The following is a 16880-nucleotide window of genomic DNA, read 5'->3' on the forward strand; positions in this document are numbered from 1 at the left end:
TTATTTTAATAAATCCAACTTGAATGCTGAAAGTATTTTATCGATAGGAATGATATAGGTCAATCCGTTCCGCCCTCCTACTACTATTCCGATTATTTTCAGGGGATCCGCAAATACCGGTGAACCGGAATCACCATGATCAGAAAAAAAGTCAGCTTCAATTAAGTTCTGTAATGTAAACCCGGTATCCTCTACAGGCTGGCTCACGCCCACATTCAGGATCATCCCACTTTGCTTACCGGATATACCGCCGATCATAGTCACCTTAAGGCCGCGATTTGCCTGGCTAATAATTTTTATCCCAGTCGGCTTTCCAAACCCCGGGATTCTATTATCTACATTACCAGGTTCATCCATCCGTGCAACCGCTATATCGATTTTGCCAAAAAAAGCTTCCTGCAGGAAGGCATTAAATCGTTCGCCTCGTGAATTACTTAGTCTTACATCAGGCTGTAATTGCTCCTCTTTCGGCCTGACAAAATGGGTAAGGCCGTTTTGAAGCATCTTTGGATTAAGCACATGGGCATTGGAGCATGCAAACACATTGCTACCTTTTATCAAAAACACCCCGTTAGTTCCGGAAATGTCAGAACCTATTCTTTCAATATTGTCAGACAAATTTGCACCCAGCAGTTTAAAGCGATCCTTCTTTACAACATCAGTGGGAATCAGTTTACTGCCCTCCCCCGGGATTCTGACCTTGATTTGCCTTGGGATCTTTACGGATGGATCCAACTGTTTGTCAGAGACCATGAATACAATGGCATACCTGCCGGTGAAAGCACCTTCCCTGATCTTTTTTCCGGGGTATGCGCCAATTATGTTTGGATATTTTTCATTCCATCGATTAAACTCGCGGTTAATGTGACGCTGAATCGCATCCAGTTTCTGTTTTGTCTTACTGTTCATTGATTCTTCCGAATTTAGCATCAAGCACCTTCCAGGTTTTAGGGCCAACAATTCCATCAGGCACCAACCTATTTGCCCGTTGAAATTCCCGAACAAGAGCCTCCGTCTCAGCATTAAATACACCAGAAATAGCTATCCCAAACTTCTGCTGGATCGCCCTTACAAAACCACCATTTGCACCTCTCCTGAGAGTAGGGCGCCCATCAACGCCATTAACAACAGGCTCAGTTGCAGGAATTAAAACTGGTGCAGGAGCAGTTCCATTCATAATAGCTGCAACAGAACTTCGAAATTCATTCATGTCAAAGCTTACATCTGACTTACGGCCTGGTGGACGCGCATACTCCCTGTGACTCGCACAAAACTCTACACTCCGCCCAACATGTTTAAGTATGGCAGCCACTCCCCGTCTATAGGCGTCCAACTGGATCTCCGGCCAGGGCAGATCATCTGGTTTGCCAGTATTTTCTGCCTCAATCCCAATGAAATTCGAATTGCCATTTACGAGGCCTCTCCAAATTCCCGGGCCGGCATGATTGCATCTGCCAGCTGAGATAATGTAATAGGTTCCATCCCTGCCCAGACCAAGTTGCGAAAGGGGACCAGATAAATTCGTCCGCCCATTTATCAAAGTATTGAGACTTGGCATGTTTCCTTTACGAGGCCCGGCAGTATGGTGGCACATAACACCTAGAATTTCTCCCATATCTCTTGGACCCCGGCTTTCCCAGCCTTCAACGACAGCTATTTTCAGACCCGCATTCTTCAGTACCCGCGGCAACCAGATTAATGAATGTGGCATATTTAAGCAACGCCTCCTTCGGCGGGTGGTAATTGATCATCAGATGTTATATCTACAATGGCTACGTCACAGCCATCAACGTCACTTTCGGCATCCCGGATGTTCATTGGGGTTGGTTCGTTATGGACATGCAGGGCCCGTGGTTGCTGTTCCTGCCTGCCACCTGGCAACACTTGCAGTACACCATTATTCTTTTTTTGCTGCCTGTCTTCTGATCCCTCTTCAGGGCTCTTTTCGTGAGGCTTCACAGTAGAACGTACAACCATTAATTTATTAAGCACATCGAACCAGAAAGGTGCTCCGAGGGTAGCAGCAAATGCAGTTAACAACCAACCAAATGCCAGGGCAACGAATTTGAAGGGATCATATTCACCTTTGTCGTTCCTAACACTTACGAGCTCCAAACCTATCGGTAAATTCAATGCCTGGAGATCATCTTTGGCCGCAGAATAACCGCTTAAAACAGCGTCTGGTGACTGTTTGCTTTTTGATTCTGCCCATGATGCCAGCGCAGCCCTTTCTGCATCATTTCGATATAAATAATCGGCTATGGTTATAGTGTTTACATTTAATACAACAGCCACAAAAAGTCCGATAAAAAATATAATGTATTGAGTGGATCGTTTATACCAGCCCGAAACGCGGTCCATTGTACTATCATACCATTTCTCGATGTTTGCCTGGGCCTGGTCCAGGCTACCCTGCGCTGAATCAATAGCGGACAGCAGTGCCCTTTGAACAAACTGATTATCCAGGTTCATCACGTTCGACCGCAAAGTTTCCAGGGAAATAACCGGCGAATTTGGGTCGCTGCTGACCGCATCAGTTGCCGGTCCGCGAGCGGCAATGTCCATCAGGGCTACAGCAAAATTCCGGGAAGGAATATAAGACGGTAAATCATTTCCTTTCGCAAATATGCTGGGTCGTTTTATATCTGTGCCGGGCGCATATCCACCGGGAAACAGGCCAAAGATCAATGGGTGTTCATAGATATGTTTTGCCAGCCCTATGCCTTCGCGATCATTCAGGATCTCCCGAATCCCTTGTTCCAGGTATGCCGCCCGGGTCTTCAGCCAGGACTCAATGCCTTCACGAACTGCAGCGCAAATAATACTCACGAGGATGAAAACGGCAACGACACCGATTGCCACTTCCAATGTTACAGAATTGAACATATAGCAGGTTTAGAGTATCATAACGAGGGTTTTGCGAATTGGGCTCATCGCAAATCTTCAGAAGGTAACATGACGGGAAAGAAGAGTACGTCCCGGGAAGACAAATTCAAAGGGAGCAGAGAGAATACTACAGATAGGAACTAAAATCCAACTACTATATTAACAGCTAAAACTGAAAAATACAACGGGAAAAACCCCCTTCGTTTGCGGGAATTATATCCTTGATAAAGAATGAAACTTAAAGTAACATAGACATACACCATGACCGAAGACCTGACCATATACAAGGAAGGCGACAGTTGCCCAACTGATCCAGGTCTTCATTGCCACGAAACACCAGCACAATACTTCGCAAAATCATTAAATCCGATTCAAAGAGTATATTCATCAATTCATTAAAAAGGAAATATGAAATTACATGGTGTAATTTTTACGGAAAAACTAGTTCCATTTGAAAGAGAACTATTAGATAAAGAATTTAACGTAAATATTTTTGGAAGCGAAGCAGTACTTGCTACACCCGTATCCCCGTTTACCGACGAACATGAAGCCGTTGAGTTCAGTCCAACGGATCTGTTAAAACCCAAAATAGCAACCGAAGAATTCTCGGATGTAAATTGGGGACTCATAGGAAATTGGCCAATTGGCAAAGGCAGTTTTGCGAAGTTTTTCATTCAATTCAAAACAAGTGACGATAAAGTCATGGACAATGCGACTGAAAAAAGAATGGAAACGAAATGCTGTAATTCATTCAGGAGTAACTGTTTCACAAGATGAAGCCAGAAAAGCCTTTTTACTTGCGTGGGAAATTGTCAAACTGACAAATATAAGAAAATTGTGACGGACTTTAAAATGCTTGTTGGGATTCCAATTAGCTAATCCAACAGACTGAAGCATACCTGCTTCTATAAACCATTAAGAAAGAAACAAGTCTAAAAGAATATATCGTCTTATCGCATTAGAAATACTGGGAAATTTCCCGTTTTGAAGGCGCGTTTGCAAACATAATTTGCGACAAGTATTAATACTGCTCTCAAAAAGTTAACCCAAAAATCTTTTACAATGAGACAGAATATCATACTTGCCAGGCTTGCCACAATACTGGCTTTATTCATCTTCCCTTTTAGTCATTGCGATAAGGACGATGCCGAACCTCCAAGAATTGAGGGATGCATGGATCGATCAGCGGAGAACTTTAACTCTCAAGCAAATGCGAGTTGCTCAAATTGTTGCGAATATAAAGGCTCCTTGTTATTCTGGACAGATAACCCTTCGTGTGGAACTTTGACGGTAAAATTGGAGAATGGACAACAATCCAACATTGTAGGCTACTATTATTTGGCTCCAACTAACTGCGTAAACCAATGGGGAGGCTATTTCAACTTAAAAGACGGAACCTATTCTTATACTGTAACTGCCGCTAACCCAGCCTGTTACATCCCTGGTGGAGAAGTAACAGTAATCGGAAACCGCTGTAATTATCAAAAGATTTATTGAATACCGGGATTTTTCCCGTTGTTTTTTTCCAGTTTTCTTTCTAAAATGTAATCAATTGCACCCATGAACATGAAAATACGGGTTGGCATAGCAGACGATCAGCAGCTCTTCCTAAGATCGTTAAGCCTGTTGATAAATAGTTTCGATGCATTCTCAGTAGTGTTGGAAGCACTAAATGGCGAAGAAATAATCCGTCAACTCGGATTAATCAGTACCCCACCCGACCTCCTGTTAATTGATGTAAACATGCCTATCAAAGGAGGCGCGGAAACCACAATGGAAATCCAGGATAAATACCCTTTGGTGAAGCCGATTGCATTGTCGATGAAGGATGACGACCAAACTATTATAAAAATGATCCGGGCTGGTTGTTGCGCATACCTCATTAAAGATATTAACCCGGAGGATTTAGAGAAAGCGCTATTAGAAGTATATGAAACCGGGATCTACAATGGGGACGTATACAATATGAATCACCGTCGGCTAAGCAAGTTATCTAACCTTAATGAAATACAATTATCCGGACGTGAACTGGAGTTCCTGAAATTGTCCAGCACAGACCTAACATACAGGCAAATCGCAGTGAAGATGAACCTTGCTGAAAGGACAGTTGATGGCTACAGAGAGGCATTATTCGAAAAATTGAAGGTGCAAAGCAGAGTAGGAATGATCGTCGAAGCAATCAAGAAAGAATTGATAATAGTATAATATTTTGTAACAATTAAAAATCAATCACTATGGCAGAACATGAAGTAATTCTAGACGACGAACGTCATAGGTCTTTCATTGTAGACACGGAATTATCCATCGATCCTCGTTTCAATTTTAAAGTTGTATATGAAAGAGATCAACACGGCAATGACGTGCATTACGCGGTTATCGAACCAAAAACGCCGGAAAAAGGAGGGGCAACCAAAATAAACATTGGGGGTTTTAAGATACCACCTGAAGTTGATCCGTAAAACCTTCGTTTGCTGTTAATTTAAGAATGAACTCATCCCACATAAATTCATTCTTGAAAACTGTTTGAACTTGGGCGCTATAGGCACACCAGGCATACTTCCTTGTTTCCATAAACAATCCATCAGTGGGCAGAAACAGTGAAAATCCAGAATGGCCATATTTTTTATGGCCATTCTGGTCATCTGCAAAATATCCGGCGCCGACGTGTTGTTCTAATGGGATCTTTTCGTAAATATCTCTAAATTGCTTTAAATCATTCTGATCAAGTCCTATACTTTTCAAATTGGCAAAAATTGTCTCAATCCAAAGCCCTAAATCAACCAGGAAATAAGTTCCTACTCCTGAAACCGAGTTCAAATACACTTTACGAACAAGTTCCACCATATCTTTCATCAGACTATTCTGCCTTAATAGGCTCTTTGTGACGCTATCCAGAATTTCAGCGATCTTCTCTGTTTCAGAAAGCCTGCAAGCAAACATACTTGTCCTTGCCAGGTATTTATTGTGTCCTAAACGACGATGCTTATCAACATAATCCTTAACGATCATTTTTGCTAAAACTTCATTATCCGGCTGTGACGGTTTATTTAATTCGATAATCAACTTTTCATAGTCATAACCCAGAGCCCACATCTTCGACTCGGAACCGATTAATATATCGACATTGTTACGTAACATATACCCATTCTCAAACAACATCATATTACAATTCGTCATGATCATCAAGTCAATCTTGCCACACTTTTTTGTAACTTTCGAAAGCACGTCCGCCAAATCTGACATCCAGATTAATACAAGTTTTTCACAATTAATTTCTTTATCTCTTGGAAGCACTAAATATTCATCAGGCCCAAGATTAAAATCCTCACTCAGCTTCAAAAAGCCGCTTATTTCGGGCAATCTGGATTGTGGCAGATACCATTGATCATTTCTTACTTCGACTATTTGATCCTCAGTAAATTCCTGCTGTGTAAATCCTTCTATCTTGTTTTGAACTAAATCCGAAACATTTATACCAAATGCAGCACCATGTGACCAAGTGAAAAACGCCTTACGTTTAGCGTCCACATTATCAAAAACATATAGGATTGCAGTCCTCCAATCAGAGAATGTTTTTATTTCCCTGAATTCATAGAACTCCTTTAAATCATCACTTCCCTTTTCGAGTTCATAGACAATAATAACACGCTTAGCCTTTTGCTTTCCATTACTTTCCTCCAATTTATCAAATACCAGCCGAATGCAATTGCGCTGGCCATTTCCCACTCTTTCTATTGAATCTAATATCTTGTTTAGTATTTTTCTGTACATAGTTATCTCATGGACAAAGAATACCATTAACCAGTCAAAGTTTATTACATTCATAAAAAAATATTTTTGAAAAGCAGCTTCCATCTGGCACTTCTTTTCATCCTGCTTTCCACGACTGTGGGAGCACAACAGCCACTTTTCTATCAGTTTACTCACATTGGAGAGAACGAAGGATTAAGCAGCACTTATGCACGTAGAATTTTACAGGACCCTTTTGGATTTACATGGGTCGGTACGCAAGATGGTCTAAATAGGTTTGACGGGAAAAAGACGGTAGTCTATAATAAAGATAAGAAAATCCAACACAAATTATCAGGATCGGATATACGAGATCTATTAATTGACACAGCACGTAATACCCTTTGGGTACTGACTTCATATGGAGGGTTGGATGGCATAGACTACACAACCGGAACAGTCCATCTTTCCATTAGCCAACATCAAGACACAGCCCTGGCCAGTACCCTTCTCAATTCCATGGCGCTTTCTAACGGTCAGCTATTAATTGGCAGTAGTACCGGTCTTCTTATCCTAAATTATTCAAAATTAAAACTGGAGCCTTTTATAGAGGCTACCAAGACCTATGCAACCTCGAACATTGACCGCGTAATAAACCTTCCTGGCGGCAAAATGTGTCTTTTCACTCAAAATCGAGGCATCCAACTCCTTGACATTCATCAAGCCAGAATATTGCAGGAATATAAAGACTCTACCCTACCCAAAGTGCTAAGGACTTATGATTGCATTCTACTTTCCGAAAACCAGGTACTTTTCGCCTCTAACGATGGCCTTCTGCAACTCAACATTACCTCAGATAATGAAATTTCAATTTACAAGTCATACCTGTCTGACTATGGATTGGCTAACCACAATCCAGTATATGCATGTTGGAAAGACAAGAGCGGAGACATCTGGATAAGCGATGCGCAAACAGTCTTGCGGCTAAACGGAGTCACAAAAACATATAAAATACTAAGGGAAAACGGAAGTGCAGACGACAACATGTGGTTACCGGCGGTATATTCTTTTTACACCGACAATGACGACATCCTTTGGTTAGGTTGCCAAAAAGGCCTGGCTTATGCGGAAAACAGGCCTTCCCCTTTCTTTAGAATTACCAAATCGTCAACCTCGCTGAACAAAATAGAACACGCCTATTACACAGAACAAATCAACGACACTTCCCTACTTATTTGTTCCCCAAAAGGTTTATTCAGATATAATCCTGGCTCAGCAGACGTAAGCCCAATTTCACATGGACTTACCTACTACTACTCATTCAGCATAAACAATAACCGTATCATCGCTTCTAATAGCAACGGAACTTTTGTCATAGAAAAGAACAAAATCATGCCCTGGGAACATGTATATCCTGAATTTAAACCGCTTCCCCGGCTCATCCTAAACAGCAGAGTAAGTGTAGGTGATTCGCTTTTACTTTTTGGAACTGAAAATTTCAATGGCCTTCTTGTGTGGAACCATAAAAGAAAAACAGCCAGGATGATTAATACGGAAACACCAGTACATATAAATGAGAAAAGTATTAACGCCCTGTATAAAAGTAAGTCAAACGATATTTGGGTATTGGGAGACCACTCAATATCAATTTTAAATCCTCAACTATCGAAATGCCGCGAAGTTTTACCATACAACCCCGCAAACCGAACTTACTATTCTATATTTTTTGATGCCTGCCAGGTAAATGATCAATATTATATCGCTTCATATAGTTCAGGCATAGTTGTACTCGACACAAATCTGAATTTTGTCCGTGAAATAACCACCAAAGAAGGACTGAGTAACAATGGAGTTTACAAATTACTACCATATAAGGACAGCATCGTTTTTGTAACAACAAACAATGGGCTTTCGATTCTTCCGGCGACAAAGGCTGGCAAGACTCTAAATATCTTCAGAAATGATGGCCTGCATTCAAATACTTTTGAAGAAAATAGCGGTTGCCTTTATAAGGATATGATAATTGCCGGTGGAGCAGGGGGACTAACTATAATTAACCCGGCGTTGATAAAACTAGATACCATTGCCCCACCCCTATTTCTAGATAAAATCTTAGCAAAACGTAAAAATGGCGTACTTGATACAGCTAACATTAGCCTGGAAACCATATCGATTCCCAATGACGTCTTGCAGACCGACATATATTTTTCAGCATTGAACTATTCAGGCATTCACAATACAAAGTATGCCTATCAGATCCCCGAACTACATGACCAGTGGATTTCCCTTGAAGATAAAAACTTCATTTCATTGATTGGCCTGGCTCCTGGTCGTTACAACCTACTAGTAAAAGCATCAAACGAAAATGACTTTTGGACTCCGGAACCCTATGCGTTGCAATTGATCTTTATGCCAAAATGGTATCAATCTATAGGATTCAAAATAACAGTGCTAATACTCATCGCTTTTTTATTATACGGACTTTATAAATTCAGACTCATCCAACTCAGAAAACAGGAAAAGATTAGAAAAGAAATTGCCAGTGATCTTCATGACGATATTGGAAGCAACCTGAATTCAATGAAGATCTTCACACATATGGCGATTAAAGATCCGGAAAGCAAAGAATATCTTGGATACCTGGAAGAATCAATTACTCAAACAACTCAAGGGCTACGTGATATTATATGGGTACTGGATGATTCTTTCGATACAGTTCAGGAACTTATGGAGCGAATAAGATCCTTTGCGAGTCCAATTTGTTTACACCAAAACATTGCCGTTACCTACTATATGAATCCCTCAGGAAGAAATTTCAAACTCGATAAAGCAGAGAAACGAAATTTTCTTCTGATAGCAAAAGAATTAATTAACAACAGCATAAAATATGCTGAATGCACGGAGATCCGGGTTTCAATTGAATTTACCAAAACCGATCGCCTGTTAGAGATCGGGGATGACGGCCGGGGTTTCGACATGCAAAAAAGAAAAACCGGAAACGGGATAAAGAACATCCAGGACCGGGCAAAATTAATGGGGTACACGTGCATTCTAACCTCAACAAATACAGGCACAAAGGTCAAACTTCATAAAAAACTTGACTAGCTTAGGCTAACATTGGTTTTTCGCCATACTCTACTTTATCAAACTACAAAACGGGAAATTTCCCCTTTAAACAGCCCGCCTCAGGATCTAAATTAGCCTTGAAGATAACTGATATAATCTCCTCCCTAGGTAATCCGCACGGATATTAGTTCACTCGTTTTAAAACAATAAAATAGTTGTTATGAAAACGTTTATAATCGTGATATTGATTAATCTCTTTGCGCAAGAGACAAATACAAAACCGGAGGGAAACATTTTAGATATTGATCCTGTTTATCAGCAGACGCAGCAATGGTGCTGGGTAAGTTGCGGGGAAATGGTATTTAAATACTATGACATTTGTTCAATAAACCCTGTTGGCGACTATCAATGTGGAATTATAGCATTATTACATCCCCAATGCGACTATAACTGTTATAGCTGCGTTGTATCTGCAGGGACGACACAGCGGATCATCAATATGTTCAAGCAATACCCTGCGTATGCCCGAAGTATTTGTGGAAGCTATAGATCATCAATTACTTGCACTGAATATTATGGTGCATTGAGCACAGCGTCAATAATGGCTTCCATAGATGACGACATGCCTATCCTGGCGGGTGTAAATCCAAGTGGCCGGGCTTCCAGTTATGAATCTGAGCACGCCTGCCTGATTATCGGATACATGATCGACGATGATGATGAAGTAACCTTAATTGTGAATGATCCCTATCCATATGACAGGATGGGAGTCCGCAATCCATACTATGAAGCTGGTGGCGATGAATTACAACTCGGACAATATGAAATAGAATATTATGCATTCCGGCGTCAACTCGCCTGGAACCGTTCTTTAAGCAGAATCCGATAACTTGTTTAGCTTGCCGCCATTTAGTCTGAATATTCTATTAATGTCGGGAATAAAGTTATTTTTTAAATGCTAACCGGATTACATGAAATGTCATTACATTCTCTTTAAGCGAATTGAACCTTGGAATATATCATTACTCCTGCTGAGTCTTGTATTTTCGAGTTCACTTGAGGCACAAAAAAAGAGTTACCTCCTGATGGTCGGATTGGAAGACATTGACTATGCAGCTTATCAAAAGAAAGGAAAGCACTACGATCCGGCCGCAACAATAGGAGTAGTGAATGATCTGACCAACATGAAATTTGTACTGGGCACAAACTACTCGATATCCATAACCCTGAAAGATAAGCTGGCTAGTCGGAAAAGTATCCTGGATACGTTGCGATATATAGGCAGAAATGTGAAAGCCGGAGACTTCTTCCTGTTTTATTTCACGGGGCATGGAGACACCATCAAAGACAGAAGCCTCGATGAGTTACAGGGCTATGACCAGGAACTAATTGCCTATGATCAGCCCATCGTCGATGATGAGTTGTACAGGATTTTTATGCAGTACTTCAAAGAAACAGAAAATGTGATGATCGTTGATGCCTGCCATTCCGGGTCGATGTACAAGATCGCGCGACCATTTATCGATTATGGACCTGGTAAGATGGCAGTGGCTAGTTTCGAAATGAAGAGTACGAATAAAATGATGCGATCGGGATCCTGCTCATTAAATATGCAGCAATACCTTGATGAGCCTTTTAGTCTTTTGTACCTGGGCGCTGCTCCCAATGACCAGCCAGCCCTGGGCCAACTCTCGGGTGGCGTGCTAACACGAGGTATCTACCTGATCAACTTGCGGGCGAAGCAAAGCAACCGGTGGCAGCAATATACTTACCCAAAGTTTACCTGTGAATTGAAAGACCTTATCAGGAAAAGTGGCCAGGATATCCAGTACCTCGAAATCGGCCAGGTAAGTACGGTTACGTCAAATAAAATTCCATTTACTCATTAAACCAATTAAACATGAAAATTCTGTGTTGCTCCCTGTGTCTTGTGTTGTTCAATTTGACGGCCGCAGCGCAAAGCTATAAGCGCCTGAAGGATGACAATACCCTTTCCGGAGAATTATCCTACGCCTTACCCAAAACGGCTTTTGTGTTGGAAATCCCGGTTACGTATACCGTTCTATCGCGTAGCTCCGCGTACCAAAATTATACAGACGCTGATCAAATAAAATATTTCACCCTGAAGTATGGATTTAATGAGAAAAAATATAAGCTGTTAAATTCTGTTGAATCTTTTGCCCTCTCTGCAGTAATAGCCGATGATTCCATCAAGTGCACCGCAATCGGAGTCCGGGATGCCCATAAGGTGTTTTATGTCTCTTCTAACAGTGGCTGGAATAAAAACCAGGGTATAAGTTTCACATATGGTAATGATGGTGTATTATCGGAAGGGGAAGGTAGTTTCGAGAACAAGACTTTTGATGTCGTTGTTTCTGCTCTATCCGGTATCGTTAGTATAGTGGGCAGTGTTTTCAAAGGTGCTGCCATTGCGCCCGTTCGGGATCCCAGTAAATATAAGATAGAAGTACTCGAAAACGCGCTTCAGCAGTTCGATGACCTGAATACGATGGCGGATTATGAGATCTTCAAGGACAGGAAGGCCCATTTCCAAAAGAACTATGATGAGTTGTTCGCTCATATCTTCTACCTTGAGAAGAAAAAGACCATTATCTATAAGCTTGTCTATGTTCCGGATACCACCAATCAAACAGGCAAAACGCTTGACTTATTTTTTGCCCTGGATGATGGTACATTGATAGTAAATAAAAATTTGGCGAACTATATTTTGCCTAAGGGAGCCAAGGATACTTCCACGATGAAGCCTGATTCTTACAAAGTACATTTTGGGCCCATTACAGACCAGCCATCAACGAGCTATTCTCCCTGGAATGATGCTTCCAGCACAGGTTTTGCATTTAATGTGCCCCTGAAGTCACGGCTGGGAATCACTAATGATAAAGGAAAAGTTGTCTACCTGGAGGATCAGAAATTGTCCCAATGGGGGATTGTCAGTTACATCAATACCAAGCGGAAATCAAAACATTCTTATGTCCTGGATCCGGTAACAGGAGAACTAAAAAAGATCACTGTGGAAGGTAAGGCGATATTAGTCGACCAGGTAACAGCCGCATCAACCGCGGCGGGCAATCTGGTAACGACAGTTAAAGGTGAAAGTGATGACACTAAATTAGAGAATGAAGTGAAACGACTGGAAAATGAGAAAAAGAAACGAGACTTAATTAAAGATCTTAACAACTAAAGAAAACCGGCTTAGGCCGGTTTTTTGTTTTGCATCGTTTGCCCTCTTTAAAACATATGCCTGAATGGGCACGCCGACGGCAAGCCATCAAAAATCTACTCTCCTCTAACTCTTTACGCTTAAATCCCGCAATGCTAATATTAGCATTGCGGGATTTTTATTAAAGCATTGCGGAAACGCTTCCTATTCCATCGCAGGGTATTGGACCGGCTAGGGATGGCCGGTAGTTTTGTTGCATATAATTCCGCCGGGTTTGAGTTTTTTTGTTTTGAAACCAAGAATGAAAATTTTACGGCGGAGTAATGATGCTTATGTCTCCGGTAGTTTTGTTGATGAATATTTGTTGAACCGCGTTGGCATCGGCAGGATACCTTGGTCGCCTGGATATGTTCCGCTATGGTTACAGGACAATAATTAACTAACAACAACTATATGGGTAAAAAATCGAAAATGGAAAAGAAGGGCAGTAAGCAGCAAAAAACAGTGCCGCCAATACCTCAGATTGCTTTAGGTCCGGATCGCTATTTGCACCACCTGGATGATAATACCGTGAAAGTCATTAGAATGTTTCTAATATCTGTTGTGGTGACCGTGTTGGGAGTGGTGCTTTTCCTCGGCCCCGTCCCCGGATCTTTGTATTTGTCAGCCATTATCGGAAAAGGGAAAGCTGTGGTTGAGTATCTTAAGAAAAATAACAGGAGCGGGTAGTTGTAGCGATGTATACTAGTCATGGGTGTGCAAATCCTTCTGTTTCACGGATATCGAGAAGTCCTTCAAACCTGACAATTAAATTAAATCAAGGTCCGAGTATAAACTGGGAAAAATACCCTTCCTAACAACTCTCGTATAAATTAGCTTTATATGGTATCGTCCCATAGTTCTTCACATTCAAAACCGGGAAAAGATGGAAACATTACCAGGCAAAAGCGACCAGGCAACGTTTAATATCGAAGTTGCTATCCATCGCAGGGTACTAAATTTCCTGAATGAAGCGAGTAGTGCCGAAGACCTTCTCAATGGAAAAAGATTCAGGAATCCCGAAGTCGCGAAGTCGATTATCGAATACCGTGACCGCCAATTTCCTCTCGGTTTTAAAAATGTAAATGACCTGCAAAGGCTGGATATCTATACCGACCTTGCTGAGTTTCTTGACCAATTCGGCGCTGCTACATATGGACAATGGAGAGACTTTCCTCATCCCATCCCGCGATGGGGCAGGCCAGGAAGGGAACCAAACGAGGGCGTAGTGCATGCAGCCATGTTGCGGACAGGAAAGATCCTTTTTATCACAGCCGATGAAACTACCATTCTCTGGGACCCACTCAACCTTGCAGCGTCCAGCTTTGAGTTGCCCCTTAACCAGCCTGATGACATACCCCTGGGTTATTCGCAACTCTGCAGTCACCATGTTTTCCTTTCCGACGGCAGGTTCTTAGCAGTGGGCGGAGGCGGGTATAGCCATAACGACAATGCAATTTTTGGATTCAAGTTTGATCCCATCTCAAGGTTATGGTCGAGAACTACGAACAGTATGTCAGAAGCGAGGTGGTATCCGACCGCTATCAATCTTGGGAATAAGAAAGTTCTTGTTGTGTGTGGTCATGGTTCAGGCGAAATGGATGTGTATGATGAATCAACAGACACTTTCACTAAAGTAGACCTGGATACAAAACCGTTCCCTTCATTATATCCCGGGCTTCATCTCCTGCCGGACGATAAGATCTTCTATTCCCGAACCGGTTGGGGAACTGCAGGTCCCGGAAACGATCCTGAGCTTCCCGACGACGATGACCAATCGGCATTCTTTACGTTCAGCAGTCCACATGACGGTAGCTGGACCAGCATCTCTCCCATTCCACCTAACGTTGATGACCGGACGAAAGGGATGTCTGTACTCCTGGTCAATGCGCTTCAGTCAACCGCTCGCGTTGTGGTATTCGGCGGCGTGGATCCATTAACCAATAATACTTTTGAGAGCATTGACGCGAGCGCCTTGTCGCCTTCGTCGAACTGGGGTTCTCCCCAACCATTCCCCGATGGTGAACACAGGAGCCTGTGCAGTTCCGTGTTACTGCCGGATGGTACCGTCTTTATCGCCGGGGGCATCCAGGCTGCGAATACCCCTTGTGCGATATTCAACCCTGCTACAAACACCTGGAGCCCGATGGCTGACCTGCCATCTGAACGCCATTATCACTCGGTTTCATTGTTACTTCCTAATGGCGAGGTGATGATGGCAGGCTGGCACAATACCAAAATCGAAATCTTCACGCCACCTTATTTACTGATCGGCGACCAGCCGGAAATTACCTCGGCACCTGAGGTCATCCAGCTTGGACAAACATTTGACATCGTTACCCGGAGTGCAGCAAGCATTGCGAAAGTGGTACTGGTCAGACCGATGGCAGTCACCCACCAAACGGACACAGAGCAACGGGTTGTCGAACTCCAATTCACTACTTTGCCCGGAGACCCGACACGACTCATTGCTACTGCCCCGGTTGAAGACAAGCCATCAGCGCTTGCGCCGCCGGGTTTCTATATGCTGTTCATCCTGAACCGAGAAGGAGTTCCTTCTGTCGCAAAATTTGTACAGCTGACGGACCTGCGGTTCAAGGGCCGTCCTGCTGTATTTCCAACAAATGCGGAAGACAATAAGAAATCCATCTATACCACCAGTCTGAGTGGAAGGCTTTGTCAAAGCTGGGACACCAGTCATTGGAATATGGACTTCCCCGCAGAGCTGGCAAACCAGGCAACGCTGAAATTCCAGGAGTTCCCGGCAGTTTTTGCGCGGGACGCTGCCGATAACAAGAAGGCTATTTACATGGTCACCACCGATGGGCGGCTGGCGCAGATCTGGGATACCGACCATTGGGAATGTGATTTCCCGGCAGAGCTTGCCGGTCACCCACAGCTCCGGTTCCAGCATGGGGTTGCAGTTTTCCCGACAAATGCCGAAGACAATAAAAAATCGATCTATGCCATCACAACAGATGGCCGCCTGGCACAGATCTGGGATACCAATCACTGGGAGCTTGACTTCCCTGCAGAGCTTGCCGGTCATGCGCAACTGAGGTTCAAAGGCATCGCAGCCGTCTTTCCCACCAATGCAGAAGACAATAAGAAATCGATCTATGCCATTACTACAGACGGTCGATTGGCGCAGATCTGGGACGGTAACCAGTGGGAACTTGATTTCCCGGCAGAACTCGCTGGTCATAGCGGGTTGCGGTTTCAGCCGTTCCCGGCTGTGTTTGCAACGAATGGTGAAGACAACAAAAAATCAATTTACGTGATTACAGATGATGGAAGGCTTGCGCAAATCTGGGATACAGATCACTGGGAGCTCGACTTCCCTGCGGAATTAGCAGGCTTCGGATCATTGAGGTTCCAGCAAGGAGTGACCGTATTTTCAACGAATGCGGAGGACAACAAAAAATCCATCTACGCCATCACTACCGACGGCAGGCTTGCGCAGATCTGGGATTCGAATCGTTGGGAACTGGATTTCCCTGTTGACCTTGCAGGCCATTCGCACCTCAGGTTCCAGGGTATACCAGCGGTATTCCCAACCAATGCAGAAGACAACAAGAAATCAGTTTATGCCATCACTACAGATGGCCGGCTGGCGCAGGTGTGGGACACGAACCAGTGGAAGCTTGATTTTCCGAATGAGTTATAGTCTTATCGTCGCATCCTATTGAAGTAAGGAGTTAAAAATAACCAACATATACATGATTCAACACTATGGCACTGCCCGATCTATCCAATTTTGGACAAAATAATATTTTTTAAAGTCATCATTATGTTATTAGCAATTTCACCGGAAATGCTCGAGGCCATTGCAACAATTTGCTGGCCTATAATTGCTATGATAGCAATTATCGTTTTAGCGCCTCAGATTTACCGGATAATCAAAACCGCAACAGACGTTACTGTAGAAATTGGTGATTATAAATTTACAGCGTCAAGTTACACAGTAGAGGTTTTGATT

At 42.8% G+C, this 16880-nt stretch carries 15 protein-coding genes; 11 read left to right on the forward strand and 4 right to left on the reverse strand.

Translation table 11 applies throughout. The features are described from left to right. Genes OI18_RS06340 through OI18_RS06350 form a run of 3 tightly spaced genes read right to left on the reverse strand, consistent with a single transcriptional unit; the run spans position 1 to position 2886 of the window. Positions 1-909 (reverse strand): trypsin-like serine protease, encoded by a 909-nt coding sequence (locus tag OI18_RS06340; RefSeq protein ID WP_152616750.1) that lies wholly within the window; start codon positions 907-909, stop codon positions 1-3. Further along, positions 899-1711 (reverse strand): peptidoglycan recognition protein family protein, encoded by an 813-nt coding sequence (locus tag OI18_RS06345; protein WP_039138122.1) that lies wholly within the window; start codon positions 1709-1711, stop codon positions 899-901. The genes OI18_RS06340 and OI18_RS06345 overlap by 11 nt, the downstream gene beginning before the upstream one ends. 2 nt (positions 1712-1713) lie before the next feature. Beyond that, complete coding sequence (locus OI18_RS06350; RefSeq protein WP_039138124.1) at positions 1714-2886, reverse strand: hypothetical protein; 1173 nt, start codon at positions 2884-2886, stop codon at positions 1714-1716. 408 nt (positions 2887-3294) lie between these two features. Here OI18_RS06350 and OI18_RS06355 point away from each other — a divergent pair, with 408 nt between their 5' ends. The 4 genes from OI18_RS06355 to OI18_RS06365 all read left to right on the forward strand — a co-directional run bounded on the left by OI18_RS06355 (position 3295) and on the right by OI18_RS06365 (position 5345). Further along, on the forward strand, positions 3295-3663 hold the full coding sequence (locus tag OI18_RS06355) for a hypothetical protein (RefSeq protein ID WP_039138127.1): 369 nt from the start codon (positions 3295-3297) through the stop codon (positions 3661-3663). A gap of 285 nt (positions 3664-3948) precedes the next feature. Beyond that, positions 3949-4383, forward strand: a complete 435-nt coding sequence (locus OI18_RS24505) for a hypothetical protein (protein ID WP_152616751.1) — start codon at positions 3949-3951, stop codon at positions 4381-4383. Between the two features lie 63 nt (positions 4384-4446). Then, on the forward strand, positions 4447-5091 hold the full coding sequence (locus OI18_RS06360) for a response regulator transcription factor (RefSeq protein ID WP_205409993.1): 645 nt from the start codon (positions 4447-4449) through the stop codon (positions 5089-5091). 29 nt (positions 5092-5120) lie between these two features. Next, a complete protein-coding gene (locus OI18_RS06365) occupies positions 5121-5345 on the forward strand; it encodes a hypothetical protein (protein WP_039138129.1) in 225 nt (74 codons plus the stop codon). Here OI18_RS06365 and OI18_RS06370 read toward each other — a convergent pair. Then, positions 5317-6711 carry a clostripain-related cysteine peptidase gene (locus OI18_RS06370; protein WP_039138131.1) on the reverse strand — a complete coding sequence of 465 codons (1395 nt, stop codon included), beginning with the start codon at positions 6709-6711 and terminating at the stop codon, positions 5317-5319. The genes OI18_RS06365 and OI18_RS06370 overlap by 29 nt on opposite strands. A gap of 12 nt (positions 6712-6723) precedes the next feature. Between OI18_RS06370 and OI18_RS06375 the strand changes: the two genes are divergently transcribed. From OI18_RS06375 to OI18_RS24840, 7 genes are all read left to right on the forward strand, one after another. Continuing rightward, positions 6724-9720: a ligand-binding sensor domain-containing protein gene (locus tag OI18_RS06375; protein ID WP_039138133.1), complete on the forward strand. Its 2997-nt coding sequence runs from the start codon at positions 6724-6726 to the stop codon at positions 9718-9720. 181 nt (positions 9721-9901) lie between these two features. After that, positions 9902-10570 (forward strand): C39 family peptidase, encoded by a 669-nt coding sequence (locus tag OI18_RS24155; RefSeq protein ID WP_072038966.1) that lies wholly within the window; start codon positions 9902-9904, stop codon positions 10568-10570. 82 nt (positions 10571-10652) lie between these two features. After that, entirely contained in the window at positions 10653-11570 is a 918-nt protein-coding gene (locus OI18_RS06385) for a caspase family protein (RefSeq protein WP_039138136.1), read from the forward strand. A gap of 11 nt (positions 11571-11581) precedes the next feature. Then, on the forward strand, positions 11582-12883 hold the full coding sequence (locus OI18_RS06390) for a hypothetical protein (protein ID WP_152616752.1): 1302 nt from the start codon (positions 11582-11584) through the stop codon (positions 12881-12883). A gap of 450 nt (positions 12884-13333) precedes the next feature. Next, positions 13334-13591 (forward strand): hypothetical protein, encoded by a 258-nt coding sequence (locus OI18_RS06395; protein ID WP_152616753.1) that lies wholly within the window; start codon positions 13334-13336, stop codon positions 13589-13591. Positions 13592-13787: 196 nt separating this feature from the next. Further along, a complete protein-coding gene (locus tag OI18_RS06400) occupies positions 13788-16568 on the forward strand; it encodes a galactose oxidase-like domain-containing protein (RefSeq protein WP_039138140.1) in 2781 nt (926 codons plus the stop codon). 123 nt (positions 16569-16691) lie between these two features. Then, positions 16692-16880: hypothetical protein (locus tag OI18_RS24840; protein ID WP_039138141.1), on the forward strand; the 189-nt coding region annotated here is incomplete at its 3' end.

The organism is Flavihumibacter solisilvae (genome assembly GCF_000814475.1).
GTDB classification, from domain to species: Bacteria; Bacteroidota; Bacteroidia; order Chitinophagales; family Chitinophagaceae; genus Flavihumibacter; species Flavihumibacter solisilvae.

Bases quoted from the DNA above. Each gene is read 5' to 3' on its own strand.
- OI18_RS06340 (WP_152616750.1), bottom strand. From the start codon at position 909: ATGAACAGTAAGACAAAACAGAAACTGGATGCGATTCAGCGTCACATT.
- OI18_RS06345 (WP_039138122.1), bottom strand. From the start codon at position 1,711: ATGCCACATTCATTAATCTGGTTGCCGCGGGTACTGAAGAATGCGGGT.
- OI18_RS06350 (WP_039138124.1), bottom strand. From the start codon at position 2,886: ATGTTCAATTCTGTAACATTGGAAGTGGCAATCGGTGTCGTTGCCGTT.
- OI18_RS06355 (WP_039138127.1), top strand. From the start codon at position 3,295: ATGAAATTACATGGTGTAATTTTTACGGAAAAACTAGTTCCATTTGAA.
- OI18_RS24505 (WP_152616751.1), top strand. From the start codon at position 3,949: ATGAGACAGAATATCATACTTGCCAGGCTTGCCACAATACTGGCTTTA.
- OI18_RS06360 (WP_205409993.1), top strand. From the start codon at position 4,447: ATGAACATGAAAATACGGGTTGGCATAGCAGACGATCAGCAGCTCTTC.
- OI18_RS06365 (WP_039138129.1), top strand. From the start codon at position 5,121: ATGGCAGAACATGAAGTAATTCTAGACGACGAACGTCATAGGTCTTTC.
- OI18_RS06370 (WP_039138131.1), bottom strand. From the start codon at position 6,711: ATGAATGTAATAAACTTTGACTGGTTAATGGTATTCTTTGTCCATGAG.
- OI18_RS24155 (WP_072038966.1), top strand. From the start codon at position 9,902: ATGAAAACGTTTATAATCGTGATATTGATTAATCTCTTTGCGCAAGAG.
- OI18_RS06385 (WP_039138136.1), top strand. From the start codon at position 10,653: ATGAAATGTCATTACATTCTCTTTAAGCGAATTGAACCTTGGAATATA.
- OI18_RS06390 (WP_152616752.1), top strand. From the start codon at position 11,582: ATGAAAATTCTGTGTTGCTCCCTGTGTCTTGTGTTGTTCAATTTGACG.
- OI18_RS06395 (WP_152616753.1), top strand. From the start codon at position 13,334: ATGGAAAAGAAGGGCAGTAAGCAGCAAAAAACAGTGCCGCCAATACCT.
- OI18_RS06400 (WP_039138140.1), top strand. From the start codon at position 13,788: ATGGAAACATTACCAGGCAAAAGCGACCAGGCAACGTTTAATATCGAA.